Genomic DNA, 26,746 nt, shown 5'->3' with positions numbered 1-26,746 from the left:
CGGGCCGGGCGCACGGGAATCCGGCATCGGCTGCGATCGCCTGAAGTTGAAGGCATCGGCTGATTCTGTCCTTCGAATCTGGCCGGACTTTAACTGCAACGGTTCTCCGCTCGTCGGAATCGAAGCGGAACAGGTTGGACATTTGGCCGCCGGCGTCGGATCGAAACGCCGTGAGGGTGCCGTGCCCGAGCGCGCGAAGACACCACGCCTCAACCTGAACGTGCACTGCACCTGTCACCATCGTTTGATCCTACAAACAGGAACCTAGACGGGAGGTTCCCACGATGTACATTCCCTGCAGACCGAGCGCCTTCCCCTGTTCCGAAAGCCGATCCCTTAGCGGACGATCTCTCGCCTGCCCCTGCTGTGGGCTAGTCCGCCGCAATGCGGAGTCTGTTGATTGGCCCGACTGTCAGCTCGGCCCGGCCGCCAATGGGCAGCGTGATCTGCGGCTGTGTGTGGCCGAAGTCTGCATTGACCAGGACGGGAAGCCCGCTGAGGACCGGCTGGGTCCTTACTATTTGCTTCAGAAGGTCCCGAGTCATCTGGCTTGCCCGCTGGAAGCGGCCAATGACCAGTCCCGTGATACCTCTGGCATCCGGCACCTGCAAAAGGGAGGTCAGGTCCCGGGCGAACGTTGCCGGATGACTCTCGTAGTCATCCTCAAGGAAGAGCAGCGCACCCTCGAGGGCCGGCATGTGAGGCGTCCCTTGGAGCAGATTAAGCGTGCATAGATTTCCTCCGACGACGCTGCCGGACGCCGTGCCCGGCTGAAGCGCCCACCAGCCGTCGCCGGGGAGAGGGTTCCGGTTGTCCTGGTCAAGGAACCAGTCGTCGTCGGTCCACAACTCGGAAGGTTTCAAGTCCATGGGCTGGTCGCCCAGTAGAGCTTGCGTGAACCACTGTCGAGTTTGATCGAAATGATCCCTCATTCCAAAGCTGGACCAGTGTGGTCCGGAGTATGTCACCAGTCCGGTGTGGGCGAGGATGGCGTTCTGCAGGGCCGTGATATCCGAGTATCCGCACAGGATCTTTGGATTGGCCGCTATCAGGTCCCAGTCCAGGAAGGGAAGCAGTTCGTTGCTGTTAAACCCACCAATGACGGTGAGGATGCCCGCCACCTGTGGGTCCGCGAAAGCAGCGTGAATGTCAGAGACCCTGGACTCGATGGAGGAGGAGTCAAGGCTGTCACGTTCGTCCACGTGGAACCCGTACGAGATGCGCAGTCCCATCTGAGCGAATCGTTGCTCGATCAGGGCGCTGTGGTCATGTTCGGCGACCATTGCCCGGCTCCGGGCCGGCGCGATAATTCGGACCAAATCGCCGGGCATGAGTTTCCGGGGATATGTGACATTCATGTCAGGGACGCTAACGTGCAATGCCTTCCGAGCCCAAACGTCGGACACGGCAGGCCCGGATGCCGCAACCACCGCCCCGGCCCAGTTAAGCAGCGCCCTTAAGCCGATCCTTGACCGGTCATCTGGAGACTAGGCGTTCAGGAGCACAGTCGTTTGGGTTCCAGCATGCTTGAATCCCGCGCGGAGGGCCGTGCGGATGGAAGCGGTATTGTCCGTCCTGGCACGCCACTGCGGGACGAGGCCCAATGCCATGGCTTGGCCCGCGGCAATCGAAACGGCAGTGGCAGCATGTCCCTGCTGCCGCTTACCAGGTGCGGTGAGGACACCCATATGCGCCAGGCTGTCTTCCCAAATATCGTATCCGCATCCTGCCAACGGAAGTGGCGTCGGCCCGTCGTCGTCCAATAGAACGAACGTATTCTTCATCTCGCTCAGGCCGACTTCTGCCGCGTCGTCCTGAGAGCAGGCGCGCTCCAACGAAAAAGCATGTTCTGGATCGCTGCTCACGGTCGGAACGAGGTCTGGGACGGATGGCACGGTGTCACAGAAATAGAGTCCTGCCTCGCCCAGTGGCTGTCCGCCATGCGGAGCGCTGATTTCCAGAAGTTTTGCATGACTTGCGAGTTCTTGGTCGGCAAGGTCGCGGGCTCCTTCAATGGCCCACTTTGGTCCAAACACAACGCCTACCTCGAACAACGAAACAAACATGAGCACGGAACTATCCCTTTTCTCTCGGTAGATCCTCGTGCGGTTCCCTGCCAAGGATTCTTGGGGTAGACCGAGGATCTGCGCCCAAGTCGTTTGAACCCTCAGGACGGTGGCGGGACTCAGCTGCATGCACCGAATCTATCGGAGCCAGCCGCCGCCGCCGTCTGTTAATTCGCCGGGGCGATTGAACGGAAGACCGCAGTCGTATGCGATGTGACCGCCCGTCCGTTAGCCGGTGGCTCACCGGACTTGAAATGCGTCCGGTAGGGGATCCCTCAGCGTGCATTGCCGTGCATGCGAGCAGGTTCGGGAACTGGTTCGATCATCGAGATGCGGGCGCGGGTGTGGATAATCGTTGCTTATGAGCGTTGGGGGCTGGGCGGACCGATACCGGCAGGGCGATCGGGAACGCGTGTGGGCGGAGCTGAGGCGGCTCGGGTCGGATGTGCGTGACCCGAGCGTGCTGACTGAGGCGCAGGCCGTGTGCGACGAGATGGTCCTTCGGGTCCGGTTCAATATCGAGCTCCTGGTGAATCGCCTGCAATCGCAGGGGTTGAGGTGTACCACTGATGTGAGACACAGTTTGAAAGGATTGTGCCCATGTCTGCACGACCAACCTATTCCGATGAGTTCAAGGCTGATGCCGTGAATCTGGTCATTTCCTCACGGCGCCGGCGACGACACCCTGGATAGGCTCGTCAAAGTTCTGGACAAATTCGCCGCCGCGGACCAAACGAGAACGACCTTGACCGTCGGACGTAGACCCACCACAAAGGCGCCCGTTAGGGGATCCTCAACCGGACGCAATGCCCAAATGACTTCCGTCGTGCAAGAATCGCCGCATGGATGAGGATGAGCGGCGGATAAGGGACCAATTGATGGTCGTCGATGCCCTTGTACAGGCGATAGATCGGCGTGACGAGGTCTTCCATATGATTGAGGATTCAGAGGACGTAGACGAAGCAATCCGTCGGGTGGGTCAGCTGTTGGGTCTGGGAGAGTTGGGCAGCAGGGCAGTCCTCGACCTGCAGGTTAGAAGATTCACGCGAGACCAGCGTCAGGCCGTCGCTTCCCATGCAGAAGAACTTAGATCAAAGCTGCCTGATGGCCGCTGAGGACTCTACTGTCCGATGAGGGATCGGCTTACGTTCCAGGGCAGCTTGGCCGCGATCCAGCTCCCTGACATGACAAGCTGACAAAATGACAGACACGACGTGGCAACAGAAGATCGACCGCTTCTATGAGCAGGAGTTCGACGACAACGATCCGCATGGCTCTATTGCCGGGATGCGCAATCTCCTCTCGGAACGTCCAGAGGGCGACGCAGAGGCTTTGTTCGAGCTCGGTGGGGTACACGATGCTCTGGGACTCGAGGATGAGGCTATCCCGCTATACAGGCGAGCCATAGAAGCAGGACTGGAGGGCACAAGCGCTCTACGCGCGTCCATCCAACTTGCAAGCACGTTGCGCAACGTCGCCGACTCCGCCGAAGCCGTGTCAATTCTCGAATCTATGCCGAACGCCGGCGTCGATGAAGGCGCACGGCAAGCCTTCCTCGCCCTGGCATTACACGACGAAGGCCGACACGGGGATGCGTTGAGAACAGCGCTCCGAGCTCTCATCCCCACGCTCGACGGCTATAAGCGGGCCCTCACCGATTACGCTGCAAAACTTTCGAACAACGTCACGAGAACCTAAACGATACTGCCCGTTCAGGGATCCCTGGCCGGGCATTGGTCATTCGTGTCGGCTTGGTTCGGCTAGGGGCTAGTTTTCAGGAACGAGAATATTGTCGTGGATCTTCTTCCAACCGGTGGATTCCAGGTCCTTGGTGTCGTAGTCGTCGGCTACGAGGATGGACGTGATTTGGTCTGGGCCGGCGCTTCGCACAAGTTCACCGCCAGTGGCATCACTACAGGCGGAATCCCACCACGCTCCATCAGTCCGGACTGTTATCAGGCAAATGCTTAGTCCCTTGGCATCCTGCCCGAGGTAGTACTTTTTCCCGTCGGATTCGGCGGCCAGAATTATCTTGTCCAGGTCTTTCGGAGGAGTGACTTCTGCTGGCAGCTCATCGCTGGTCGTTGCGTCGCGCTCCAGTGCTCCAAGCGCCGCTGAATACGCGGGGCTCGAGCAGCTGATCAGAAAGCATCCAGTGGTGAGGAAAAGTCCGATAAGTGAAAAAGTGCGGCTTTCGATGGCGCTGCCCCCTCAGGCTTCCGTGGTTTGGCCATCATATCGATGAGCCACGGCCACCTGACCCCGCAGACCGCGTAATCGAAACGGGTGTCCGGTAAGGGATCCTTTCCGTACGGAGCATCTGCTTGGCGTGGTGGTCAACTGGCCCTCGGTGTGGCCTGACCGATGACTTTTCCGCGCCGTGCTGGTCTGTACAACGAATACCGACTCACGGGAGACTGGCGCCATGCGCAAACTGACCTTCGGCATGAACCTGAGCCTGGACGGCTACATCGCCGCGCCCGGCGACGACCTCGGCTGGAGCGTACCGAGCGACGAGCTGTTCCAATGGTGGTCCGACCGGGTGGGGGCGACGGGCCTGGCGCTGTACGGGCGCAAACTGTGGGAGACGATGAGCTCGCACTGGCCGACCGCCGACCAGCAGCCTGGCGCCACACCGGCGCAGATCGAGTTCGCCCGCCGCTGGCGGGACATGCCGAAGGTGGTGTTCTCCTCGACAACCAGCACGGTCGACTGGAATACCCGCCTGGTCACCGGCGACGCGGTCACCGAGATCGCCCGGCTCAAGGCCGACGGCGGCGGCCCCATGGACATCGGCGGTGCCACACTCGCCGCGGCGGCCATGCGGGCCGGGCTGATCGACGAGTACGCGATCGTCACCCATCCGGTCCTGGTGGGCGGCGGCACGCCGTTCTTCACAGCCCTGGACAACTGGGTGAACCTGAGCCTGGTGGAGACCCGGACGTTTCCCGACGGTGTGGTCCTTACCAGGTACGAGACCAGGAGCTGAGTGCCCGACGTCGAATCAGCGCGGGCTTCGGGCCACCCAAGGATCTCGTGGCGCTGTGTTCCGAGGCGATCGTGACGTTCCTGCCGGATCCTGTTCTTCACCGCAGACGATCCGTCCGGATAGGGATCCTTGACCGGACACCGCTAAAGGCCGCTTGATCCAGATAGGTCCCTACCGAGGGAGGTACTTACCCAGAACGCGGGGAAACCCAGTATTTCTGCACGTTTGCGGCCGCCGTTCCCAGTTGTTCGCCGGTGACGAAAACGGATTCCTCCTTCATGCCAAGGTCATCCCATTGCGCCACGACTCGCGTGTCCCCGTCGAGGGGCAACGGCCAAAGCCAGAACTTGCTTGATGAGAACAGCTCGTCGTCATTGCCGGACCCACCTCCACCGCCCGCCATCATCAATACCGGCCCCGTCACTGGTTCCGCTCCTTCAAACATCCCTGGGTGCAACTGAGCAGTCGTCGCCTTCCGCCCGTCGGGAAAGGCGACACCGAATCGAAGAGTGCCACCGTGGCCGTTGCCCGAATCCAGCCTGTAAGGGCCACGGTTAAAGCACTGGTCAGTGACTCTGCTCCAGTCGCTGTCTGACTCATCCGCCCGCCGGACAGACCATACGACCTCAATCAAGCAACCGGTGGAGAAAACTTCGACACTTTTTGCGGCCATGACCATCTGTACGGACCGGTGAAAGAACTGCCCCAATGAGACAACAGCTGGGAGTTCATCGGATGGTGGCCCTGCCCAGACGGGTGGCACGTGCTTCGGCTGGCGTGGCCTCTCGGGCCGGGCCGGAAGATCATCAAAGAAGGACATCTCAACATCCTTGCACCACCGTCAATACCGACGCGCCTACGCCAAGGCGGAATCGCTTGGCGTTGTGGCTGGCCCTTCCCTCGGCCCGTAAGCCGGTGGCTCATCGGGCCCTCACAGTGCCCGTTAGCCGATCCTCTACCGTGCCGGGGGGATCCGAGTCCTAGACGGCCGTCTGCTGGAGTGCAGCTGGGATATATGACAGCGTGTTGAACAGAGCCCAGATTGCAAGCCCATATCCGACAACGAGGGCAGTTCTGGCGAGGGTTTGGCCCTTCTCGTTTCTCAGCTTGATCTGATTCAGCGAGACGTGTCCTGCTCCCACCGCAAAGACCGCAAGAACCCCGACGCCAAAGAACCAAATCCCAGAAGCGGCGATGGCTGCGAGCATGACGGCGGCGATAGCAAGCCTGTTGACTCGGCCGGCGGCCGTTTGTGTCCGGACTGTTGACGTACTCACAATTTCCCCATTTCGTAAGCGTCAATTCAGTCTAACTGGATGCTCAGCACCCAGCGAGGGATCGGCCAGAGTGTCCACTCAGTGAAGGTGCCGTATTCGCTACGGTCAAAAACGACCGATTGAAGGCGCCCTGGTCGCGCCGCTTGTTCAGAGTCGCTGGCGTGACGCTGACATCGCGCACCGTCGATACCCTCGAGGCGCCGTCGCTCACGCCCCGAGGAGCGCCCCGCCGCATCCCAGTAGCATTGCTCCTAATTGGCCAGCAACGGAAGGAAGTCGTGTCATGCAGTATGTCGTCCTGCAGGTGATCCTCAAAGAGAAACTGTGGGGAACCGGTTCGGGCAACCTGACCTCCTTGGAGAAGGCCATCAACGATCAGGCCGCGAAGGGCTATAGACTCCACACCATAACCACCGCCAGCAGCGGGAGCAAGGGAATGATCGGCGGCGGTGACCGCATTCAGGCGACGCTGGTGTTCGAGAGCCTCGGATAATCGCACATCGCGAAACGAGCTGTGGCGTCTGGATAGCCCGGCGCACTCCGACGAGCTAGGTACCCAGTAAACGATCCTTTCCCGGGCACTCTGGACATGAACCGGAAGATTTTCTAGTTTTGGGAAACCTTTTGGGCTTTGCCGGACACTAAAGGGCATGGGGAGCAAAGAAACCGGGGAAGAAGGCCTGTGGGGCCAGAGCCTTCTGGGCCAGGGCGACGCCTTTGGCGCCCTCTACGACCGCCACCGAGACAGAGTCTTCCGCCACGCCTACCGGCTGTGCGGAAACCACCACGATGCCGAAGACATCATGGCGGCCTCTTTTCTTGAACTCTGGCGGCGTCGAAAGCACGTCCGGGTGGTCGAAGGATCCATCCTTCCCTGGCTACTGGTCACGACCACGAACATGGCCCGAAACCGCGCCCGCGCTGCCCTCCGCTACCAACGGCTCTTGAACTCTCTGCCCCGCAACCACGAAGCCGGCGACCCCACCACAGATCCGTACCGCAGATACCAGAACCAGCTCGACCACGATCTTGCACAAGCCCTCGGAACATTGAGCGTCGAGGACCTGCAGCTCGTGAGCTTGGTCGTTTTCGAAGAGCACACCACCGCCGCGGCTGCCGCCGTCCTGAACCTGACACCGGCCGCAGCGAAATCACGCATGCACCGAGCCCGACAACGACTAAGAACCGCTCTAGCGGGCAATGCGTCCATATCCCCACCCACCGCTCCAACCCCAGTTTTGGAAGGAGAACGGCCGTGAACCAGCTCCGCGTCGACAACCTGTTCAGTGACGCCCTACGCGCCGAACTCATTACACGAGTTGAGAAAGCTTCGCCTACCCGCGCCAGAAAGCGCACCAGGCTGTGGGCCGGTACTGCGGTGCTTGCTGGCATCGGCGTCCTAGGCGGTGTCGGCGCCGCCGCCGACGGCCTTTTCGTCACCCCGGGATCCACGCAGGTGACGCCGTTGGCATCGCCGGTGACGGAATCTCACACAGGAACGGCAACCGTGCAACTCGGGCCGCCGCCCGAAAAAACCACGGGCATCGAAATCCAGCTCAACTGCCTAACACCTGGACGCTTTGAGTTCGGGAACGGCGCCAACAGCATCTGCAGCCCGAAGGACGTAGGTACCCCGCAGGACTGGACCGGCTACACGATTCCACTCATGCCCGGGGAGGAAAGTATCACGATCACAACCAGCCCAGATGCCAGGTGGAAAATCACCGCCCAGTACGTCAACACCGAAACCACCCAGTGGGCAACTAACGCCGACGGCGACACCTACGGGGCGCAAAACGAGAACGGAAGTCCTGACATGGTCGCCGTCATAGCAACCAACGGGACAAGAGGCTACGTCCATCGGACAGAACTTGAAGACGCCGACGGTACCGCTGCGATCAAGACCTTCAAGAGTCCTGCAGAAGCCCTCGCATGGCAGGAAGCCCGGCTCGGTAAGGACTTCGCCATCCCCGTTTATGACGTGACCGGCAAGACCGTCGTAGGTGAATTCGTTATCAGCTCTGGGACCGGGAACTCCGGGTTCAGTGGACAACCGGCAGTGGAATGCGCGGGAGTTCCGCCGGCACTGGCTCCTGGTGAGATATACCCATGCCCCGGCTTGTCGCCTATAGAAACGGGATACCCAGCTATCCCAGTGCCTTCCAACTGATGCGTTCAAACCTATTGCCCGTAAGCCGGTCCCTCACCAGCCGGCTCGTTACTTTCATGACTTCCTTCGAGAAAGCCGTTACGCATGCACTCTCTGATTCCCATATGACCCGCCCGCAAAACTGCCCGGTGAAGGTGCCCTAAACGCTCCACTCCTGGCGTCTCTTATCCCTAGGGATATGAGACGTCTCACCGACTGAACGACCGCGACGACGGCTGTGCCTCAATTTTCGTGGAATCGTAAGAGTTCGTCCGTGACCAGCGATTCTCGTAACTATGTCTCGCAACCTTCTGGTTGAATCGGTGTACCCCACTGTTGGTTATGAGACACATCGGGGCAGCCCATGACGAAGCTGATCGGTTATGCACGCGTTTCGACGCGGCAGCAGTCCACCGACCGGCAGCAGGTGGACCTTCTGGCCCCGGCGTCCGACGCGATGACCTCTACGTTGATCACGGTGTATCCGGGGCGCGAGCCTCACGACCCCAGTTCGATCGAGCACTCGCCGCGCTGATCGACGGAGACACCCTCGTCATCACGACGCTGGATCGGCTCGGGCGATCCACCCAGAACATGCTCGGCTTCGCTGACGAACTCCGCGGTCGAGGCGCGGGCCTGCGCGTCTTGAACCTCGGCGGTGGCGACGTCGACACCGCAACACCCATGGGGTCGATGCTGTTCACGATCATGGCCGCTCTCGCGCAAATGGAACACGAGATCAAACGCGAACGCGTCACCGACTCCATCAGCAAACGCAGAGAAGCCGGAAAGGACCTTGGCGGCCGACCCCGCCGGGTCACCCGACAGTCAGATTCGAAGCGCTGTCCGCCTGGTCGAAGGCGGTGAACCCGCTGCGCAGGTTGCCCGCGATCTCGGAATGTCCCGAGCAACGTTTTATAGACGGTCCCGAGCACTCAAGGACTAGCCGCGTCGCATCCTCCTTAGAGGAATGGCAACTGGGCATTTCAATCTCATCGGCTACACCCGCGTCTCCACCAACGGACAAGACGCCCAACTCCAACGGGATGCCCTTGAAACGGCCGGCTGCGGCCGGATCTTCGAAGACAAAATCTCCAGCCGTGCCACCGCCCGCCCAGGGCTCGCCGAAGCTCTCGATCATCTCCGCCCGACAGACACCCTGTGCGTGTGGAAATTGGACCGCCCCGGCCGGTCGGTGAAAGAAGTGCTCACCATCGCCGACGGCCTCCACGACCAAGGAGTCGGCCTGCGGATTCTTACCGGAACCCTGACCGGGACCTACAACCCGACCGGAGAAGGGAAATTCTTCTTCGTCATGATGGCCGCGTTCGCCGAGCTCGAGCGCGACATGATCCATGAACGGACCATGGCCGGTCTCGCTGCCGCCCGGGCACAAGGCCGCACCGGCGGCCGCCCAACAGTCATGGATGCCGATACCCTCGCTGCCGCCCGGGCCAGACACGCCAACGGGGAAAGTCCCACCCAGATCGCCAAAGCACTCGGCGTATCCCGCGCGTCGATCTACCGCCACCTCCCAACCAGCAACCCCCGAACCGTGCCACCGGGACAGAATCCTTAGCGCCAACCACTGTTCCCCTGCAGATCAGACCCCGAAACCCAACAGGCCAGGGCGATAAATACCAGCGTGGTGGCGATGTTCAGCGGCAGGTTCTTGCTCAGCTCGCCCAGTTCCGGGTTCCCGAACAGCTGGGCGAGCATGAGGTAGAAGAAGTCCACGGCAACGGCCGCCAGGTTGGAGAGCACAATGATGGTGGCCGCAATCAGCCCCCAGCCACCCATCCAGCCGATCCACGGCCCGAAGGCGCGCGATGCCCACGTGAAGGAGGTACCGGCGTCGGGCATCGCGTTGTTCAGTTCGCGGTAGCCGAACGCCACCAGGATCATGGGGATAAAGCCCACCAGGAAGATCGCCGGCAGCTGCACCCCCACTTCGGAGACGGTGGGCCCCAGCGCCGCCGTCAGCGTGTAGGCCGGCGCAATGCAGGAAACACCAATCACGACGGCGCCGGTCAGCCCCACCGCCCCGGCCTTTAGGCCCCGCTCAGGCCGTTTTCGCTCAGGCCTCTTTCGCTTTGGGCGGTGCCCGCTGCCTGGCTGGTTGCTGGTTCGGTTCTCATGGGCTGGTTCTCCGGGGGATCATTCGACGCTGAATGGGTTGGGGCCGGTGCCGTCAGCCGACGGCGGCTGTCGCGGGGGTGCGCGCCCCAGTTGAATCGCACACGGTTGAATCGCCGTCCGCGGAAATCCCCGCGGCTGCCGCGATGCGCGCGGCGGTGAACTGGCCCATCCGGACTGCCCCGTCAACGTGCTGGTAGCCTTCTGCGGCAAGGTCGGACGAGGACCAGTAGATCGGACCCACCGGCGCGTGCTGGTCCTTGCCGTAGCGGTGCAGGCCGCCCAGATCGTAGCTGGAGGCGTAGGCGCCGCGGGTCCACTCTTCGGAGCCCCAGTCGGATTCGTAGTAGACCTCAGGCTGCAGCGCCTTGTCCCCCAGGAATCCGGCAATCGATTCGAGGACGGCGCGGCGCCGGTCTTCGGCACCCAGCTCGAAGACGGCGTCGGCCTTTTCATCGGAAATGAAGCCCACCAGCGTTCCCCGTGAATCACCGTGGTTGGTGTTGTCGTAGACCTCCTGGACCAGCGAACCGGCACCGAAACCCGTGCCGGACAGCCCGTCTTCCCGCCAGAAGGGCGTGCTGTACACGGCATGGACCTTGATCACCAGGCCCAGCGACTGGTGCTGGTGCATCTGGTGCTGGCGGCGCGGCAGCGGCGGATCAAAGGAGACGCGCGAGTACAGGTTCGGCGGCACAGCCATGATCACAAAGCGGGCGTTCACGGTGGCACGCTCCGAAACAGCGGTAACGCGGTGGCCGCCGCTGGCGGCTTCCTCCCAGTTGATGGTGCGCACCGGACTGTTAAGTACGACGTCGTCGCCCAGTTCCGCTGCCTGCAGCAGGGACACCTGCTGCATCCCGCCGATAACCCGCTTGTCCAGGATGAAGTCCTCATCCGTGAGGTGGCTGAATGACCCGGCGGACGCCGCCATCAGCACGGCCTGCAGGGCTGAGAATGAGTGTGCGGGCTTGGTGAGCATGCCGCCTGCGATGAACAGGCCGATGTTGTTGCAGGCTTCCTCGTCGCTGGAGTGGCGGCGGAGCCAGTGGTGGAACGAAATGGTGTCCAGCTCGCGGGACTTGGCGTGCGCCCACGGTTCGGCCGGGCCGATTTCCGCAGCCAGTCCGTCCAGCAGGCCAATGAGCTTGTTCATTTCGGCACCGGTGGTTTCACCGACAGGGAAGGAATCGCCGGTGTAGCGGGTGCGCTTTCCGTCCTCGCCGATGTAGACGGATTCGCCGCTTCGGTAGCGCGAGTACATCTTCAGCCCGAGCTCGTCCAGGAGCCCCACAAGTGCCGTCTGGTCAGGGGATACCCACTGGCCGCCGATTTCCAGCATGGCCCCGTCAATGGTGTCGGTCCAGGTGCGGCCGCCTACCCGGTCGCGGGCCTCCAGCACGGCGACGCTTAGGCCGGCCTTTTTCAGCTCGCGGGCAGCGGTCAGCCCGGATGGTCCAGCGCCTACGACGACGACGTCGCGGTCAAGATTCAGCATGATGTCCTCTCTGTGGCCGTCCGTGTGATACGAGCCACTAAATGAATGCCATTCATTTATTCAAACTATAGTCGTTTCACCGGCACTTCGGAAGAACCCGGTGGAATAATGCTGGAGATACTTCCCCCAGAAAGGCCAGCAATGCCGGCATCACCAGCCGCTTCAGGAAGCACAACAGAGCGCGAGCCCAAGGCACGGCGCCGCGCCGGGCGGCCCGCCGCCGCCGTCCTGGACCAGGCAGGAATCACGGCGGCCGCGTTGCAGCTCATCGGAAAGAACGGCTACGACGGCCTCACCATGGCGGCGCTGGCCCGCTCGCTGAACGTGGCCCCGTCGGCCCTCTATAACCACGTGGAATCCAAACGTGACGTGCTCCTGCTCGTGGAAGACCACCTCGCCGCCCTGGTGGATGTGTCCGCTTTCCGTGAGATGCCGTGGGACGAAGCCGTGCGGAAGTGGGCGTGGAGCTACCGCGACGTCTTTGCGGAGCACACACCTTTAATACCGGTGATCGCCGTGCTTCCCGTCACGGATGCTCCGCAGACGCTCGCCATGTACGAGACCGTGAGCGCGGGTTTCCGCGAGGCGGGCTTCCCGGACGAACGGATTGTGTCCGCCATCGTGGCGCTGGAGTCCTTCATTTTCGGGTCCGCGTACGACGTCACAGCACCCGCGGACATTTTCGATTCGGGCACCATGGCGGATTCGACGCCGAATTTCACCGGCGCGGTGCGGAGCCTGGCTGAGCAGGGGCACGAGAAGCCCGCGGATGTGGCATTCACCCTGGGTCTCGAGGCCCTCATCGCGGGGCTCGGGGCGCTGCGGGGGTAAGGGACCGGCAACCTGGCTCCGGCGAGACGATGGCTGCGGGCCGCACCACCGTCTCGGGGCAGATTTGGCACTTGTATCCTAGGTTAGAGCTTGTAGTATAAGTTGACGGGTCAAGTGGCCCGCAACTCAACAGGAGAACCCCATGAGTACCGTCGACCTCATCCGGCACGTAAGACTTTCCACTGCCCGGCTCCCGCTGGCTGTTCCCATCAGTGACGCCAAGGTATTCACCGGCCGCCAGAAGCCCATGACCGAGGTGGTTTTCCTCTTCGCTGAGATCACCACCTAGCAGGGCCACAGCGGCATCGGCTTCAGCTACTCCAAGCGCGCCGGCGGACCTGCACAGTACGCCCATGCCAAGGAGGTGGCCGAAGGAATCATCGGTGAGGATCCCAACGACATCGGCAGGATCTACACCAAGCTGCTCTGGGCCGGCGCCTCAGTGGGCCGCTCGGGCGTGGCCACCCAGGCCCTCGCCGCGATCGACATCGCACTCTACGACCTCAAGGCCAAGCGCGCCGGCCTTCCCCTGGCCAAGCTGCTGGGTTCCTACCGCGATTCCGTGCAGACCTACAACAGCTCCGGCGGCTTCCTCAACGCGTCCCTGGAGGAGGTCAAGGCCCGCGCCACGGCCCTGCGCATGGGCCGCCAGCTGGAGGAATTCAACCTGATCTGGATCGAGGAAGCCGCTGGATGCCTACGACTTCGAAGGCCACGCCCACCTTGCCCGGGTCCTGGACACGCCCATCGCCACCGGTGAGATGCTGGCCTCGGTCGCCGAGCACAAGGGCCTGATCGGCCCCAACGGCTGCGACATCATCCAGCCGGATGCGCCGCGCATCGGCGGCATCACCCAGTTCCTCCGCCTTGCGGCCCTCGCGGACGAGCGCGGCCTGGGCCTGGCGCCGCACTTCGCCATGGAAATCCACCTCCATCTGGCCGCCGCCTACCCGCGCGAACCGTGGGTGGAGCACTTCGACTGGCTGGACCCGCTGTTCAACGAACGCCTCGAAACCAAGAACGACCGCATGATCGTGCCGGACCGCCCGGGCCTGGGCGTATCACTCAGCGACCAGGCGCGTACCTGGACCACCGAATCCGTGGAGTTCGGCGCGTAATCTGGAACCCATGAGCCGGAACCTGACCGCGGACCTTGCCGCCGATCTTCGCACCCGCATCGTCGACGGCGTCATCCAGCCCGGCGAAAAGCTGCCGAGCGAGAACACCCTGATCAGCGAGTTCGGCGTCAGCCGCACAGTGGTCCGCTCAGCGCTCACCCGGCTGCAGGCCGAGGGACTCGTGGAAACCGAGCGCGGGCGGGGCAGCTTCGCGCTGACCCCGCCCCCGGGCGGCCCGACGGCGGCTCCCGGAGGCCGGCCGGTGGTCACCACGCAGGACCGGCTGCGCCTGCTGGAGTTCCGCGTGGGCGTGGAGGCCGAGGCTGCCGCCCTGGCCGCGGAGAACCATTCGGAGCGGCAGCTCAAGGCAGTGCACACGGCCCTGCAGGAATTCACCGCCAGCAGCGGGAACCCCGCGCACGCCATGAAGGCCGACTACGAGTTCCACCGGGCCATCGCGGCGGCTTCCGGCAATCCGTTCTACTCCGATTGCCTGTCTTCCCTTGGCCAGACCATGATCGCGATGCCCCGCACCAGGCTGATCACCGGCGGTGAACACTACGCCCGCGAACACTTCGAGCAAGTGGTGCACGAACACGAGTCCATTTACGCAGCCATTGCGGACGGTGACGAATCGTGGTCGTCGGCCGCCATGCGCAACCACCTCGCTAACTCACGACGCCGGTTCAAGGCTTCGGCACGCCGCTGAGCCGGCCGCGCTTCCGCAACGACCGACGTCGTGGGTGCGGGCCGCGGCAGGCGTGCCGTAATGCCTCCCCCGGGCCAGAACCACGTGCCCGCCACGGCTTAAAGCAAAGGAACAGGGCTTAAAGCAAAGGAACCCCGGTCCTGAGACCGGGGTTCCTGCATTGCGTGCGCGAGGGGGGATTTGAACCCCCACGCCCTTTCGGACACTGGCACCTGAAGCCAGCGCGTCTGCCGTTCCGCCACTCGCGCGCAACTTCTTCTACGTGCTGAAAAGCCTGATTTCCAAGCCTGCAACCGCGTAAAAGCAGCGAGATCAAGCATAACGGACAATTGCGGCAAAACACCAATCGGCCGGTCCGACCCTCGCCGGCACAGCGTCACGTTCGCTGTCCCGGAAGGCAAAGCCCGGCGCGGGAACACCGGCCGGATCGAACCATTCCGGCCTCCCGGGCGTTGTGGATTAAGGTCATTCACAGGCGCGCCCAGTAGTATCTGATGTAGGAGTGTCCGCCCCCGGCGGGCTCGTAGCTGTGTTGCAATGCGCGCTGCGGGGTGAGCTCCGGGACGTGTGCTGCCCTGCAGCCGTGAGGAAAGGAGAGGGACCATGGGATTGCTGGACAAAGTCGAGCGCGGCATCGAAAAGGCCGTCCGCGGTGTCTTCTCCACAGGCTCGCGCGCCCAGGTTGAGCCCGTTGAGATCGCCAGCCGGCTGCGCCGCGAAGTGGACAACAAGGCCGTCACCATCGCCGCCGGCCGGACCCTCGCACCAAACGTTTTCGACGTCATGCTCAGCGATGACGACTTCCAGCGGGCCCAGGAGTGGGGAACCCCCCTGGCCGAAGAATTGTGCGATGTTGTCATCAACCACGTCCGCAGCCAGGGTTACACCCTCCAGGGTCCCGTACGGATTTCATTCCGCCGCGATGATGCCCTGAGTGCGGGCAATTTCGAAATTACTTCCAAAACCGAGAAGGCCTCCGGTTCCCCGGTCCCGGCGCAGACCGCGCCCCGGGCCAATGTCCCGGATGCCCCGAGCCGCCCGCCGGTCCGCCTGAAGCCGGTCCTGGACATCGACGGCCAGCGCTATTCACTCAATGCCCCTTCCATCGTCCTGGGCCGCTCCTCGGAAGCGGACATCCTGGTTGACGACACCGGGGTCTCCCGCCGCCACCTGGAAATCCGGACCACGGACGGCGTGACCAGCGCTGTTGACATGGGCTCCACCAACGGCAGTTACGTAAACGGTCAAAAGGTGGCTGGGAGCGTGGAACTTACTGACGGCTCCACCATCACGATGGGACGGACAAAAATCATCTTCCGCCTGCTTCCCGCCAACACTGGTGGCCGCCCATGAGCGAACTGACCATTACCGCCCTGCGCTTCGGCTTCCTGCTGCTGCTCTGGGTCCTGATCTTCAGCATCGTTTCGGCCATGCGCCGGGATCTCATGGTGGGGCGCAAGGCAGCCGCCGGTACCCCTACCGCCCGCCAGGTCCGCAAGAATCCGGAACTCGCTGAATCGGCGCCACAGCCGGTGAGGCATCAGGCGCGGCAACTGGTGGTCACTGAAGGTCCGCTTAAGGGCACCACCATCCCGCTGGCCGCCAGTCCCATCCTGATGGGCCGGGCCCAGGAAGCCACCCTGGTGCTGGAGGACGATTATGCGTCGGGCCGCCACGCCCGGCTTTTTCCGCAGGGCAGCCGCTGGTTCATCGAGGACCTCGGCTCCACTAACGGCACTTATCTGGCCGACCAGCAGCTCACCCGGGCTCTCCCCGTGGAGCTTGGCGTGCCCGTGAGGATCGGCAAGACGGTCATCGAATTGAGGCCATAGCCATGGCCGCCCCGGACATCCCCGCAGACGAGGCCAAAGCCTCGAAGCGGCCGCTCATCATGCGTTACGCTGCACGCTCGGACGTGGGACGGGTGCGCGCCAAAAACGATGACTCCGCGTATGCGGGACGCCATCTGGCGGTGGTTGCCGACGGTATGGGCGGCCATGCCGGAGGGGATGTCGCCTCGGCTGCCACGGTCCTGGACATGATCCATCTGGACAAGGACGATTACGACGGCAATGCAGCCACAGTCCTGGCCGATGAGATCCAGACAGCCAATTCACTGCTGTCCGAGCTGGTCCACATCAACCCCAAGCTCGCGGGAATGGGCACCACCGTCACCGCCCTGCTGCTGGCCGATGGCATGCTCCACTTCGCGCACATCGGCGATTCGCGCGCCTACCGGCTGCGCAACGGCGAGTTCGAACAGGTCAGCGTGGACCACACCTTCGTCCAGCGCCTGATAGATGAAGGCCGGCTGCGCCCGGAGGAAGCCGAAACGCACCCCCACAAAAACGTGCTTATGCGCGTCCTGGGCGATGTCGATGCCAGCCCGGAACTGGACCTGGATGCGCTGGAGGTGCAGGCCGGCGAACGCTGGCTGCTGTGCTCCGACGGCCTGAATTACGTTGCCGGCCACGTTGTGGAGCGCACCATACGAGAAACCAAAAACCTGCGGGAATGCGCCGAGACACTCGTTGACCTCACGCTCGAGGCCGGTTCTCCGGACAACGTCACCGTGGTCATGGTTGAAATTGCGGAAGAAACGCCCGACGACGTCAGTACCGCCGCCGTCGAAATCGTCCCTGCGGCGCCGGTTGCCCCCGCGGAACCCGCCGACGCGGTCCCCGCAGCCGGCGGTCAGAAGCCAGCCCCGGCTGCGCCGGACGCTGAAATGCCTGACGTTGAATTGCCGGGCGCCAAAGTCCCGAATTCGGCGGACTCCCCAGACTCCACGGACGCCACGAACGCCACGAACGCCACGGCCAAGGAACCTTCCACCACCACCGATCCTCACCTGGGTGAACACCTCTCCGCCGAGGTGCTGCGTGAGGAACTTTTCAGCCGTCCGCATGAACTGGTGGGTGCCGCCGCAACCGCGGCCGAATCCGGGTCCATCCCCACCATCGCGGGCCGCACAGTAGCCCGTCGGGCGGCCACGGTACTCACACATAAATCTGAACAGGCGCGCTATGAAGCCGAGGTCATCACGCCGGATGCCAGGCCGCGGCGGTGGGTCACAATGTCGGTCGCCGCCGCCGTCCTGATTGTCCTCGGCGTCGGGTTGTGGCTCGGCTACGCGTGGACGCAGACGCGCTACTACATCGGCGAGTTTGATTCGCGCGTCGCCATCTATAACGGCGTTTCCCAGCGTCTGGGGCCCATTCAGCTCTCAACCCTTGAGGCCGTGACAGAAATCCGGATGGATTCACTTCCCGAATTTTCGCAACAACGCGTGCGGCAGACCGTTCCCGCAAAGGATCTCTACGATGCCCAGCGGATCGTCAAGAACCTGGAGCGCACCGGAACCACTGCGCCGTCGGACGAATGCCTGACGGCGTCTCCCACCCCCACCGCTCCTGCATCCGCTTCCACGCGAAAGCCCGCACCGACGCCCACAGCCCGCCCTTCCGCGAAGGGCACAGCATCGCCGTCGGCGGCCCCCACCCCATCGCCCAGCCCGAGTTCCACCTGTGAGGGGGGCAAATGACGCAGCTCAACGCAACACCCAGACCACGGCGCAACATCGAACTGGTGCTGCTGGTGCTGGCACTGTCCGTGGGAGTAGGCGCCAACATGCTGGTAGGCGTGGACCAACAGAAGGCGTTCGACGCCGACTTCTGGTTCCAGTCCAGCCTGCTCGCTGCAGCGGCCTTGGTTTTTCACGTGGTCCTCCGTATCCGTGCTAAATATGCCGATCCGGTTATACTTCCCTTGGTTGTGGCACTTAACGGCCTGGGGCTGGCCATGATCCACCGTCTTGATGCCCCCGGCGACGACACCGGAAACAACCAGTTGCGCTGGACACTGATTGCCATGGCCGTGGCCATCGCCGTCATCTGGTTCCTCAAGGACCACCGCATTCTGCGCCGGTTCACCTACATTTCGCTGGCAGTCAGCGCGCTGCTGCTGGTCCTGCCCCTGATTCCGGGCATCTCAGCGGGTGAAATCCTGGGCGCGCGGGTATGGATCAAACTCGGTCCCATGACGTTCCAGCCTGGTGAGGTCGCCAAGATCACGCTGGCTATATTCTTTGCCGGGTATCTTTCTTCCAACGGGGATCTGATCCTCCTCGCCGGGCGCAAGATCGGACCCTTGCAGTTCCCGCGCTTCAAGGACATGGGCCCCATGATCACCGCCTGGCTGGTCAGCATCGGCGTGCTGATCTTCCAGCGTGACCTTGGATCCTCCGTGCTGTTCTTCGGCCTTTTTATTGTGATGATCTATGTAGCCACGAGCCGCATCAGCTGGGTGGTTATTGGTGTGGCTCTCCTTCTGGGCGGCGGCTTTGTTGCCTCCAAAGTGTTCTCCCACGTGGCCCTCCGGATTGACGGCTGGCTCAACGCCTTCACCGATGACGTGTACGGGCGGGAGTTCGGCAGCAGCTTCCAGATTGTCGAGGGCCTGTTTGGCATGGCCAGTGGCGGTCTCGTGGGAACGGGCCTGGGCCAGGGCCGCCCCAATCTGGTGCCGTTCGCCAACAGCGACATGATCATCGCGTCGTTCGCCGAGGAACTCGGTCTGATCGGCATTTTTGCCATTGTTCTGATGTTCCTGCTGCTGTGCACCCGCGGCTTCCGGGCTGCGCTGGGTACCCGGGACGCCTTCGGCAAGATGCTGGCGTGCGGTCTGTCCTTCGCCATAGCCCTGCAGTGCTTCGTAGTGATCGGCGGAGTGACGCGCCTGATCCCGCTCACCGGGCTGACCACGCCGTTTCTGGCGGCCGGCGGTTCATCCCTGCTGGCCAACTGGATCATCGTGGGCCTCCTGCTGATGATCTCGCACGCGGCCCGCGGCCCGGTGGACACCACGCCCTTGCCGGCGGGGGAAAGCCCTGACGCGGTGGAACCCTCTGCGCCGGTGCGGCGCCCCCGCAAATCCGATCCTGCGGCCCCGCCGGGCAGCATTACCAAAGGCACCGGTACCGATGCCCCCACTGAGGCGGTGAAACAACTGTGAATCAGGCCATACGAAATTCATGGGTTGCTGCGATCGCCATGTTTGCACTGATCTTTGGCGCCCTGAGCTACGTGCAGGTGGTGGGAGCGGACGATCTCAAGGAGAACCCGTGGAACAAACGCGCCACCCTGCAGAACTATTGCAATGACCGCGGCGCCATCATTGTGGGCGGCACTCCCATCGCGCAGTCCGTCGCGGGATCCGAGGCGTGCAAATTCCAGCGGACCTATACCCAGCCGGAGCTCTACGCCGGCATTACAGGCTACTTCTCACAGAACTTCGGAAAAACCGGGCTGGAGCGGACCGCGGACGGTCAGCTGGCCGGCAGCTCGGACCAGTTCTTCCTGGACCGCGTGGGCCAGCTCTTCCTCGGCAACCAGCCCAAGGGCGCGTCGGTTGAGCTGACCATCGATCCCAAGATCCAGAAGCTTGCCTACGATCTCATTCCGGACGGTCAGCGCGGCTCCATAGTGGTTACCAACCCGAAAACCGGCGATATCCTCGCCATGGTGTCCAAACCGTCCTACGATCCGAATCTGATTGCCACGCAGGATCAGGCGGCTGAGCGTGCCAACTACGGCGAACTCATCAAGGTTCCCGGCATCAACCTGAACCAGAATGTCAGTGGCCCGACGGGCGCACTGCTGGCCCCGGGTTCGGTGTTCAAGCTCGTGGACACGGCTGCGGCCCTCAGCTCCGGCAAGTACAACAAGGACAGTGTGCTGCCCAACCCGGCGGAGATGTCATTCCCCGGGATCCAGTACAAGCTGCCCAACTACGCCGGCGGCAACTGCTACACCCAGAACACCGCCAGTTTTGCCTTCGCGCTGCAGCAGTCCTGCAACACTCCCTTTGCAAGCATTGCGCGGGATCTCGGAGAAAAGGCAATCGCTGACCAGGCCGGGAAGTTCGGATTCGGCCAGGAGCTGGGAGACCAGCTGAAGCTGGACCACGCCAAGAGCGTCTTCCCGTCCGATCTGGACGCTGCCGGTCTTGCACAGTCGGCCATCGGCCAGCGGGACGTCCGGGCCACCCCCCTGCAGATCGCTTTGATGACGGCAGCAATCGCCAACGGCGGCGTCCAGATGAGCCCCAACCTCATCAAGACGATGCGGTCCCCGGACCTGCGGGTCATCGGCGAACCCACACCCACTGCGCTTCGTACGTCCACCACACCGGAAATTTCACGCCAGATCACCGAGTGGATGACCAGCGTGGTGAGCGACGGCATCGCCGGCGGCGCTGCCGTCCCGGGGGTCCAGGTTGCCGGCAAGACCGGCACCGCGGAACTCGGCACCGATGGCCTGAACAACTCATGGTTTACCGGGTTTGCCCCGGCGAATGACCCGCAAGTGGCTGTCACCATCGTCATGCAAGACGTGGACATCACCACCGGCGCACAGCTAACCAGTCCGAACGCGAAGAAGATTTTTGAGGCGGTGTTGAACAAGTGAGGCCTACATCGGGAATCACCCTCGGCGGCAGATTCCAGCTGACCACACGGATTGCGATCGGCGGCATGGGCGAGGTCTGGAAGGCCAAGGACCTCATCCTTGGCCGGATCGTCGCCATCAAGGTGCTCAAAGAGGAGTACACGGGGGATCCCGGCTTCCTCCAGCGGTTCCGTGCCGAGGCGCGCCACACCGCCCTGCTGAACCATGTGGGGATCGCCAACGTCTTTGACTACGGCGAGGAAGCGGGCTCGGCCTACCTGGTCATGGAGCTGGTCCCCGGGCAGCCCCTGAGCAGCATCATCGAACACGAGCAGGTCCTTTCCCCGGACCGTACCCTGTCCATGATCGCGCAGACGGCACGCGCCCTGTCCGTGGCGCACACCCAGGGCCTGGTGCACCGGGACATCAAGCCCGGCAACCTGCTGATCACACCGGACGGCCGCGTCAAGGTGACCGACTTCGGCATCGCCCGCCTCGCTGACCAGGTTCCACTCACCCAGACCGGACAGGTCATGGGGACGGCCCAGTACCTCGCGCCTGAACAGGCCACCGGCCAGAATGCCACAGGCGCTTCGGACATCTATGCCCTCGGCGTGATCGGTTACGAATGCCTCACCGGGCACCGGCCCTTCTCCGGGGAATCGCAGATCGCCATTGCCCTGGCACAGGTGAACGACGCCCCGCCGCCGCTTCCGGAGACACTTCCCAGGCCGGTCCGTGCCCTGCTGATGTCCATGCTGGCCAAGGATCCCAAGAACCGCCCGGCCAACGCCATCAAGCTGTCGGAGGCAGCCGAGGCCATCCGCAACGGAGATATCCCCGGGGCGCACGCCGCCGTCCCCGGCATGCTGCTCTTTGAGGCAACCACCGGACCCATCACCGCGCCCGTTGACGTTCCCACCGCAGCCACCGGTGTTATCGGCAGGGAAAAGGACCATACGACGGCGACCTCCGCCCTGCCGGTGCTCGGCGCCGCAGCGGCAGCCGGCGCGGCTGCCGCCTCCGACCCCCGGAATACGCTTTCGCGCGCCGATGCGCTGGCTGCCGAACGCAGCTGGGTCCAGGAAGAGGAGCACTACGACGAACCGGTGGATGAACCGGAGCGGCGCGGCCGCAGCCCGTGGACCTGGCCGCTGATTGCGCTGATCCTGCTGGTGCTGTTCGCCCTGGTGGGCGTGATTCTGACGCAGGCCGGAATACTCTTTCCTTCGCAGGCCCCTGCCACCACCAGTTCAGCGCCCGGCACCGCCACCTCCACCAGCGCTTCGCCGTCCGCGACGTCCGCGACCCCCACCAGCACCAGCCCCACACCGACTCCAACCGAGACCACCCCCGAAGGCATCAACGTGATCCGTGATGCGTATCTTGGCCAGCCGTTCAGCAAGGTCAGCGGTGAGCTCGAAACGCTGGGTCTGAAGGTTGACGGTGTGGAGGTCTTCCACGCCGACCCGCCGGGAACCGTCACGGGAATCAACCCGACCGGCCTGGTCCAGAAGGGCGACACCATCAAGGTGACGTACTCCAAGGGCCCGGAATCGGTTTCTGTTCCTGCAATAGGTGTCGGTAGTACGGAAAAGCAGGCGCAGGATGCCATCGTGGCAGCCGGACTGCGATGGCGGAAGGGGGAGGATGTGGCGGGAAGCGCCGGCCAGAAGGCAGGAACGTTCGTCAGTTCGGCCCCGGATGCCGGTTCCAAGGTGACCGCGGGTTCCGTGGTCACCTACCACCTGGCCAGCCAGGCCGTCCTGCCCAAATGCGCTGCAGCCGAGAAGCCTGGAACGCCTCCCACCTGCGCGCCCGCGGCCCCATAGGAACCTGCCGTGAATAACTCACCCCGTACCCCGTCGCACCGAGAGGACAGCCTCCCGGTGAACACCCAGCGCGTGCTCAACGGGCGGTACGAACTCGGTGAGCTCATTGGCCGCGGCGGAATGGCGGACGTCCACCGCGGGCTGGACACCCGGCTGGGCCGGACCGTAGCCATTAAGCTGCTCCGCCCTGATCTTGCCCGGGATCCGCAGTTCCAGGCCCGCTTCAAGCGCGAGGCCCAGGCCGTTGCGGCCCTCAACCACCCGTCCATCGTGGCCATCTACGACACCGGGGACCACGCCGTTCCCGGCGAGGCCGAGGACAACGTCCGGGTGCCGTACATCGTGATGGAGTTCGTGGCGGGCAAGACCATCCGTGACCTCATCCGGGCTAAAGAGGTCACCATTGACCAAGCCATCGAATTCTCGCTGGGAGTGCTGTCCGCGCTCGAGTACAGCCACAAGGCCGGAATCGTGCACCGGGATATCAAGCCAGCCAATGTGATGTTCTGCGGATCGTCCAACACCGTCAAGGTGATGGATTTCGGCATCGCCCGGGCCATCGCCGATTCGTCCGCCACCATGACCCAGACCCAGGCAGTAGTGGGCACCGCCCAATACCTGTCCCCGGAGCAGGCCCGCGGCGAGACCGTGGACGCACGCAGCGATCTGTATTCGGCGGCCTGCCTGCTCTACGAAATGGTGGCAGCACGGCCGCCGTTCATCGGCGACAGCCCCGTTTCGGTGGCGTACCAGCACGTCCGGGAGATTCCGTTACCGGCCAGCAGCCTGAATCCTGAGGTTTCCGAAGCCCTGGACAGCGTTCTGGCCAAGGCTCTGCAGAAAAACCGCGCCGACCGTTTCCAGGATGCGGCCGCCTTCCGCCGGGCGCTGCGCGCTGCCCGGAACGGTATTGCGGTGCCGGCGATTCCGGCCACGGAAGCGCCCACTGACCCCAATGACCACGTCCCGGCGCCGGGCAGCTCACCGGCCACGGAGGCGTTTGCACTCACGGGGGCCAGGTTCCTCGATGACACCCCCGGGGGCAGGCTCCGTCCCGCCCGCAACGCCGGCGACGACGACGTCCCCTTTTCTGTCCGTGCTGCGGCTGTTTATGAATCCTCCGAGGCCGATGAACTTCCGCTTGGACTCCCTCCGGAACGTGAGCGCACAGCGCGGCAGAAGTCCCGGCGTCGGACGTGGATTGCCACCCTGGTGATCTTTACCCTGTTTGTCCTGGCCGGTGGCGGCCTGTGGGTCTACAACATGATGAACCAGCCGCCCCCCGCAGCGGTCACAGTGCAGGTTCCGTCAGTTGCGTCACTCACCGAATCCGAAGCACTGCAAAAGCTCTACGGCGCCAATCTGAGCCCGCGGATCAAGCGGGCCCAGCACGATACCGCGCCTAAGGGAACCGCCATTGACACGGATCCGGCGGCCGGAACGTCCGTGGAGCCGAACGCCGAAGTTACCCTGAACATTTCCGAAGGCCCCAGCGCGGTCAAAATTCCGGACAACCTGCCCGGCAAGACTGAAGCGGCCGCACGGGATATTCTGCGCCAGACAGGACTGGTGGGGGCGCCGTCCACCACCATGGCCAACAGCGCCACGGTGCCGGCGGGGATTGTTATCACCACCAATCCGGCACCCGGCCAGCCGGCGGCTGTGGGCAGCACGGTGGAAATAGTGGTGTCCACGGGCAAGGTCTCCATGCCCGAGCTCCGTGGCCTGACCCAGGCCGAAGCCGAGAAGGCGCTCAAGGTTCTCGGGCTGGTCCCCGATGTCAAGGAAGTCGAAAACTCCCAGGTGGAACCGGGCAAGGTCACGGACCAGAGCGATCCCCTCAATTCCCTGGTGGAGCAGGGAAAAACCATCGGGATCAACGTTGCCAAGGCCCCGGTGCCGCCGCCCACAACCACGCCCACCCCAAAGCCGACTAAAACAAGGTAACCGGCCACTGAGAGCAGCCTCCTCGGCGGGTCTGTCCGCTACCCCGGCAGCTGGCCAAGCTGATGAGCTGGGCGCGAACGCCCGGCTTGATGCCGGATCAGCGGGTCAGTGCTGGATAAGCGGGCTTAGTTTTCCGGCCCGCTCAGCGGCACCGACCATCCCCAACGACTCCAGCCAGTTGCCCAGCATCTGGTAACCGCCTTCGGTCAGCACCGACTCAGGGTGGAACTGCACACCGCACAGCGGTGCGGTCCGGTGCTGCAGTCCCATCACCACGCCGGTGGCCGTCTCGGCGGTGATTTCAAGAATCTCAGGGATGGTATCGCGGACCGCGGCCAGGGAATGGTACCTGGTGGCAGTGACAGGGGACGGGAGCCCGGCAAACACACTCGTCCCGCTGTGCTGTACCAGGGACGTTTTGCCGTGCATCAGCTCCGGTGCGTGCGTGACGGTGCCGCCGTAGGCTTCGGCAAGGGCCTGGTGGCCCAGGCAGACGCCGAACATGGCCTTGTTGTTGTCTCCGCACCACTTGATCAGCTCGATGCAGACGCCGGCCTCCGCGGGGGTTCCCGGCCCAGGCGAGACGAGTACGCCGTCGCGCGTTTCCGCCATTTCAATCGCCTCGGCAAGCGTGACGTCATCATTGCGGACAACGGTGGTCTCGGCACCGAGCTCCTGGAGGTATCCCACCAGGGTGTAAACAAAGCTGTCGTAGTTGTCTACGACCAGGATCTTAGTTGTGCTCATGGCTGACTTGCTGAACCAATCGTTGAGTCGGTGAACTGGGTGAACTGGGACATCCAGGGGAAAAGGAACTGAACCATCAATACCAGTGCGCCGGCTATCAGCGCCAGCGCGGTGAAAATCCGGAGCCACAGAGGTCCCGGGAGGCGGCGGAAAATCCATCCGTACATGGCTCAGCCTCCCCCGTGCGCGGCAGCGACCTGCGCGGCAATCTCAGCGGGCGGTCCGGCTGAGGCCGGCCGCCAGTGATCCAGCGTGGAATAGGCGATGATCCGCTCCTGCGAACCGAACCGGGGGTTGCAGCTGGTCATGGTCAGGAAGCTTTCAGTCGGTGTGGCGCCTGGCTGTGCAGGCACGGGCAACAGCACATCGATCCTGGACGGCAGCACAATCTGGTTGTTGCGGAATGCATAGACGTAGTAGCCGTCCCGGGTCTGGACGTAGATCCTGTCGCCCGGCACCAGGGTGTGGATGTTGTCCAGGACGGCCCCGTGTGTCTGCCGGTGGCCGGCCACGGCGAAGTTGCCTACCGCGCCCGGCATGGAGGTGCTGTCATAGTGCCCCAGGCCCAAGGTGTCCAGCATGTCAGTGGTGGTGCCCTGGACGATGGGCCGCGTGTAGCTCGCACCGAAGCGGGGGATATACATGATGCCGATGGTGCCGCCGTGACCGGGCGCAGCGGAAACCACGGCGGGGCCGTAGTCCACGGGCGGAGGTGGAGGCGCGGTGGGATCCTTGGGGTTCGCCGGCGGCGAAGGTTCCGGCGGCTTCAGGGGCCCGTCGAAGTCCAGTGCGAATTCCTTGATGACCTCGCTCTGTTTGGCGTCCGACTCCACATTGGTCCACCAGAGTTCCCAGGCCACAAAGAGCAAGAGCACAATTCCGGCGGTGATCAGCAGCTCACCCAGGATCTGCACCGTCAGCTGCACCGTTCTGCGAAGGACACTGACGCCGGTTACCGGCACGGCGGGGGACGCCTCCTTCTCCTGCAGTACCACGCGTTC

24 protein-coding genes, 1 tRNA gene and 3 pseudogenes are annotated in these 26,746 nt (G+C 63.4%); 18 read left to right on the top strand and 10 right to left on the bottom strand.

Annotation, left to right across the window (positions count from 1 at the left end):
• Window positions 1-371 precede the first annotated feature (371 nt).
• Together V3C33_19120 and V3C33_19115 are read right to left on the bottom strand one after the other, a co-directional pair.
• On the bottom strand, window positions 372-1,358 hold the full coding sequence (locus V3C33_19120; GenBank protein XAS67505.1) for a S66 peptidase family protein: 987 nt from the start codon (window positions 1,356-1,358) through the stop codon (window positions 372-374).
• 129 nt (window positions 1,359-1,487) lie between these two features.
• On the bottom strand, window positions 1,488-2,195 hold the full coding sequence (locus V3C33_19115) for a GNAT family N-acetyltransferase (protein ID XAS67504.1): 708 nt from the start codon (window positions 2,193-2,195) through the stop codon (window positions 1,488-1,490).
• 713 nt (window positions 2,196-2,908) lie between these two features.
• On the opposite strand from V3C33_19115, the gene V3C33_19110 reads away from it, so the two are divergent.
• Window positions 2,909-3,181 carry a DNA gyrase subunit A gene (locus V3C33_19110; GenBank protein ID XAS67503.1) on the top strand — a complete coding sequence of 91 codons (273 nt, stop codon included), beginning with the start codon at window positions 2,909-2,911 and terminating at the stop codon, window positions 3,179-3,181.
• A gap of 85 nt (window positions 3,182-3,266) precedes the next feature.
• Entirely contained in the window at window positions 3,267-3,764 is a 498-nt protein-coding gene (locus V3C33_19105) for a tetratricopeptide repeat protein (protein XAS67502.1), read from the top strand.
• A 69-nt stretch (window positions 3,765-3,833) separates the two neighbouring features.
• On the opposite strand, the gene V3C33_19100 is transcribed toward V3C33_19105, so the two are convergent.
• Window positions 3,834-3,956: a hypothetical protein gene (locus V3C33_19100; protein ID XAS67501.1), complete on the bottom strand. Its 123-nt coding sequence runs from the start codon at window positions 3,954-3,956 to the stop codon at window positions 3,834-3,836.
• Between the two features lie 535 nt (window positions 3,957-4,491).
• Between V3C33_19100 and V3C33_19095 the strand changes: the two genes are divergently transcribed.
• Entirely contained in the window at window positions 4,492-5,055 is a 564-nt protein-coding gene (locus V3C33_19095; GenBank protein ID XAS67500.1) for a dihydrofolate reductase family protein, read from the top strand.
• A 187-nt stretch (window positions 5,056-5,242) separates the two neighbouring features.
• Here the strand turns inward: V3C33_19095 and V3C33_19090 are convergent, their stop codons facing one another.
• Both V3C33_19090 and V3C33_19085 read right to left on the bottom strand, forming a co-directional pair.
• Window positions 5,243-5,875, bottom strand: coding sequence for a hypothetical protein (locus tag V3C33_19090; GenBank protein ID XAS67499.1), 633 nt, complete (start codon window positions 5,873-5,875; stop codon window positions 5,243-5,245).
• A gap of 160 nt (window positions 5,876-6,035) precedes the next feature.
• Complete coding sequence (locus tag V3C33_19085; GenBank protein ID XAS67498.1) at window positions 6,036-6,263, bottom strand: DUF4190 domain-containing protein; 228 nt, start codon at window positions 6,261-6,263, stop codon at window positions 6,036-6,038.
• Window positions 6,264-6,615: 352 nt separating this feature from the next.
• On the opposite strand from V3C33_19085, the gene V3C33_19080 reads away from it, so the two are divergent.
• From V3C33_19080 to V3C33_19060, 5 genes and pseudogenes are all read left to right on the top strand, one after another.
• Window positions 6,616-6,825, top strand: a complete 210-nt coding sequence (locus tag V3C33_19080) for a DUF4177 domain-containing protein (protein ID XAS67497.1) — start codon at window positions 6,616-6,618, stop codon at window positions 6,823-6,825.
• Between the two features lie 157 nt (window positions 6,826-6,982).
• A complete protein-coding gene (locus V3C33_19075; GenBank protein XAS67496.1) occupies window positions 6,983-7,591 on the top strand; it encodes a sigma-70 family RNA polymerase sigma factor in 609 nt (202 codons plus the stop codon).
• Window positions 7,588-8,502 (top strand): peptidase M56 family protein, encoded by a 915-nt coding sequence (locus V3C33_19070; GenBank protein XAS67495.1) that lies wholly within the window; start codon window positions 7,588-7,590, stop codon window positions 8,500-8,502. Before V3C33_19075 ends, V3C33_19070 begins: the two co-directional genes overlap by 4 nt.
• Window positions 8,503-8,845: 343 nt before the next feature.
• A pseudogene (locus tag V3C33_19065) lies at window positions 8,846-9,427 on the top strand (recombinase family protein).
• A 24-nt stretch (window positions 9,428-9,451) separates the two neighbouring features.
• Complete coding sequence (locus tag V3C33_19060) at window positions 9,452-10,060, top strand: recombinase family protein (GenBank protein ID XAS67494.1); 609 nt, start codon at window positions 9,452-9,454, stop codon at window positions 10,058-10,060.
• 32 nt (window positions 10,061-10,092) lie between these two features.
• On the opposite strand, the pseudogene V3C33_19055 reads toward V3C33_19060, so the two are convergent.
• Together V3C33_19055 and V3C33_19050 are read right to left on the bottom strand one after the other, a co-directional pair.
• Window positions 10,093-10,521, bottom strand: a pseudogene (locus V3C33_19055) (amino acid transporter).
• A gap of 151 nt (window positions 10,522-10,672) precedes the next feature.
• Window positions 10,673-12,115, bottom strand: a complete 1,443-nt coding sequence (locus tag V3C33_19050; GenBank protein XAS67493.1) for an NAD(P)/FAD-dependent oxidoreductase — start codon at window positions 12,113-12,115, stop codon at window positions 10,673-10,675.
• A 141-nt stretch (window positions 12,116-12,256) separates the two neighbouring features.
• Here V3C33_19050 and V3C33_19045 point away from each other — a divergent pair, with 141 nt between their 5' ends.
• The 3 genes and pseudogenes from V3C33_19045 to V3C33_19035 all read left to right on the top strand — a co-directional run bounded on the left by V3C33_19045 (window position 12,257) and on the right by V3C33_19035 (window position 14,773).
• The gene (locus tag V3C33_19045) at window positions 12,257-12,946 is read left to right on the top strand and encodes a TetR/AcrR family transcriptional regulator (GenBank protein XAS67492.1); all 690 of its coding nucleotides are present in this window, start codon (window positions 12,257-12,259) and stop codon (window positions 12,944-12,946) included.
• Window positions 12,947-13,088: 142 nt separating this feature from the next.
• Window positions 13,089-14,064 (top strand): annotated as a pseudogene (locus tag V3C33_19040) (mandelate racemase/muconate lactonizing enzyme family protein).
• Window positions 14,065-14,074: 10 nt separating this feature from the next.
• Window positions 14,075-14,773, top strand: a complete 699-nt coding sequence (locus tag V3C33_19035; protein ID XAS67491.1) for a FadR/GntR family transcriptional regulator — start codon at window positions 14,075-14,077, stop codon at window positions 14,771-14,773.
• 165 nt (window positions 14,774-14,938) lie between these two features.
• On the opposite strand, the gene V3C33_19030 is transcribed toward V3C33_19035, so the two are convergent.
• Window positions 14,939-15,021 (bottom strand) — tRNA-Leu (locus V3C33_19030).
• A 355-nt stretch (window positions 15,022-15,376) separates the two neighbouring features.
• Here V3C33_19030 and V3C33_19025 point away from each other — a divergent pair.
• The 7 genes from V3C33_19025 to pknB are packed head-to-tail and all read left to right on the top strand — an operon-like array spanning window position 15,377 to window position 24,998.
• Window positions 15,377-16,126 carry a DUF3662 and FHA domain-containing protein gene (locus V3C33_19025; protein ID XAS67490.1) on the top strand — a complete coding sequence of 250 codons (750 nt, stop codon included), beginning with the start codon at window positions 15,377-15,379 and terminating at the stop codon, window positions 16,124-16,126.
• On the top strand, window positions 16,123-16,605 hold the full coding sequence (locus V3C33_19020) for an FHA domain-containing protein (protein XAS67489.1): 483 nt from the start codon (window positions 16,123-16,125) through the stop codon (window positions 16,603-16,605). The genes V3C33_19025 and V3C33_19020 overlap by 4 nt, the downstream gene beginning before the upstream one ends.
• Window positions 16,606-16,607: 2 nt before the next feature.
• On the top strand, window positions 16,608-18,317 hold the full coding sequence (locus tag V3C33_19015; GenBank protein ID XAS67488.1) for a PP2C family serine/threonine-protein phosphatase: 1,710 nt from the start codon (window positions 16,608-16,610) through the stop codon (window positions 18,315-18,317).
• Window positions 18,314-19,786 (top strand): FtsW/RodA/SpoVE family cell cycle protein, encoded by a 1,473-nt coding sequence (locus V3C33_19010; GenBank protein ID XAS67487.1) that lies wholly within the window; start codon window positions 18,314-18,316, stop codon window positions 19,784-19,786. The genes V3C33_19015 and V3C33_19010 overlap by 4 nt, the downstream gene beginning before the upstream one ends.
• Complete coding sequence (locus V3C33_19005; GenBank protein XAS67486.1) at window positions 19,783-21,240, top strand: penicillin-binding protein 2; 1,458 nt, start codon at window positions 19,783-19,785, stop codon at window positions 21,238-21,240. The genes V3C33_19010 and V3C33_19005 overlap by 4 nt, the downstream gene beginning before the upstream one ends.
• The gene (locus tag V3C33_19000) at window positions 21,237-23,051 is read left to right on the top strand and encodes a protein kinase (protein ID XAS67485.1); all 1,815 of its coding nucleotides are present in this window, start codon (window positions 21,237-21,239) and stop codon (window positions 23,049-23,051) included. Before V3C33_19005 ends, V3C33_19000 begins: the two co-directional genes overlap by 4 nt.
• A 9-nt stretch (window positions 23,052-23,060) precedes the next feature.
• Window positions 23,061-24,998 (top strand): Stk1 family PASTA domain-containing Ser/Thr kinase, encoded by a 1,938-nt coding sequence (gene pknB, locus V3C33_18995; GenBank protein ID XAS67484.1) that lies wholly within the window; start codon window positions 23,061-23,063, stop codon window positions 24,996-24,998.
• Between the two features lie 105 nt (window positions 24,999-25,103).
• On the opposite strand, the gene V3C33_18990 is transcribed toward pknB, so the two are convergent.
• Window positions 25,104-25,745: a gamma-glutamyl-gamma-aminobutyrate hydrolase family protein gene (locus tag V3C33_18990; protein ID XAS67483.1), complete on the bottom strand. Its 642-nt coding sequence runs from the start codon at window positions 25,743-25,745 to the stop codon at window positions 25,104-25,106.
• Window positions 25,746-25,915: 170 nt separating this feature from the next.
• Window positions 25,916-26,707 (bottom strand): class E sortase, encoded by a 792-nt coding sequence (locus tag V3C33_18985; GenBank protein XAS69798.1) that lies wholly within the window; start codon window positions 26,705-26,707, stop codon window positions 25,916-25,918.
• Window positions 26,708-26,746 lie beyond the last annotated feature (39 nt).

Source organism: Micrococcaceae bacterium Sec5.7, from assembly GCA_039636785.1.
GTDB lineage: Bacteria > Actinomycetota > Actinomycetes > Actinomycetales > Micrococcaceae > Arthrobacter.
This window is presented reverse-complemented; position numbering and strand designations above follow the sequence as displayed.